The organism is Streptomyces sparsus (genome assembly GCF_054776295.1).
Window position 1 is genome coordinate 1 of sequence record NZ_BAAHCA010001132.1, and the last position, 1402, is coordinate 1402.

Annotated in this window: 1 protein-coding gene and 1 tRNA gene; one reads left to right on the top strand and one right to left on the bottom strand. The window is 71.7% G+C overall.

Features of this window, described 5'->3' with window-relative positions; genetic code table 11:
* The first annotated feature begins 80 nt into the window (after positions 1-80).
* Positions 81-154: transfer RNA gene (locus ACYVE9_RS26895), tRNA-Phe, on the top strand.
* Between the two features lie 404 nt (positions 155-558).
* Here ACYVE9_RS26895 and ACYVE9_RS26900 read toward each other — a convergent pair.
* Positions 559-1402: RICIN domain-containing protein (locus ACYVE9_RS26900; RefSeq protein WP_461030499.1), on the bottom strand; the 844-nt coding region annotated here is incomplete at its 5' end.

Below are 1402 nucleotides of genomic sequence, written 5' to 3' on the forward strand. Positions count from 1 at the left end.
TGCTCGCCACCCTGTCAAGGTGGAGGCCGCGGGTTCAAATCCCGTCAGGACCGCTTGCAGATCACTTCGGTGAACTGCGTGGCTGGGTAGCTCAGTTGGTACGAGCGATCGCCTGAAAAGCGATAGGTCGCCGGTTCGATCCCGGCCCCAGCCACAGCTGAGGCCCCGATCTTCGGATCGGGGCCTTGTTGCGTTTCGCCGGCTTTCCACCGCTCGTGGAGTACGAGCGCTCACGTCCACTACCGGCTTCGGCCAGTCGGGCGGGCACACACCTCCGCCACGCCTTCAGGCGTGGCCCGCCGACCGCCGGCGACCCGGCACACAGCCACGCGAGCCGCACTGCCCCACGCAGGGATGCCGGACACCGCGCGGCCGTCCGGCCTGCGAGCAGCCCGTCGAGACGGCCCCACTCGGCACAAGGCCCTCGGCGTCCCCGTCCCGCTCCGGGGAGCCGGTCCGTGCCACGATCCCGAGAGCCACCGCCACGAGGCGGAGCCGGGGAGCACGTCCGACTCCGCCGCCCGAAGCCTGCCGGAAAGCAGTGAGGGGCCGGGCCGCTCAGGTCCAGGTCTGGTTCGGGTCGCCGGTGCAGGGGAAGAGCACCGCCGGCGTGCCGTTCGCCGTCCGTCCCATGTAGATGTCCACACACTTGTTCGCCATCCTGGCGACCAGGTCCTCGGTGGAGTTGAGATGGAACTGCTGGGCCGGGTTGCCGCTGCAGTGGGCGACCTGGATGGCGGTGAGGTTCTCCGTCGAAGCCCAGGCGAGGTCCATGCACATGTTCATGGCCCGTATGGTGCCGTCGGCCCGGAATTCCCAGCGTTGGGAAGCCGATCCGTCGCAGGACCACAGCGTGAGCTGGGTGCCGTCCTTGCCGCTGCCCGCGCTCAGGCACTTGCCCGTCTGGGCGCTGACCAGGGCGCGTCCGGCCGGCTTCGGCTTCGGCGCGGTTGCGGCCTTCTTCGTGTCCGCCCCGCTCGCCGCCTTCGGTGAGGGGCTGGGCTTCTTCTTCGCCGGCTTCGCCGCCGCCGCCGGCGCGGTGGATGCCTCGCTCTTCTCCGGTTCCGGGGTCTTCGGGGCCGCCTTCGGCTTCTTCGCGTCGACTTCCACCGAGGGCGAGGCATCAGGGGAGGCGGAGGGGGACGCGGCGGTGAAGGCGCCGGGCAGAGCTGCGGGGTCATCCTGAAGGACGGTGTCCGCCGTGGCCGAGGTGGCCCGTCCGGCCGCCGCGTCGTCCCGGCCGCCGTCCGAGGTCAGCGCGAACGGCAAGGCGATCAGGAGGGAGCCGACGATCGCGGCGGCGGCCAGCAACGGCTTCTTCGGGCGCCCGGCGTGCGCCCCGTCGGTGTCGGTGTCGGGTCCGCCGGGAGCGGTCGTCGTGGACGTGGCCGCCGTCGGCCGC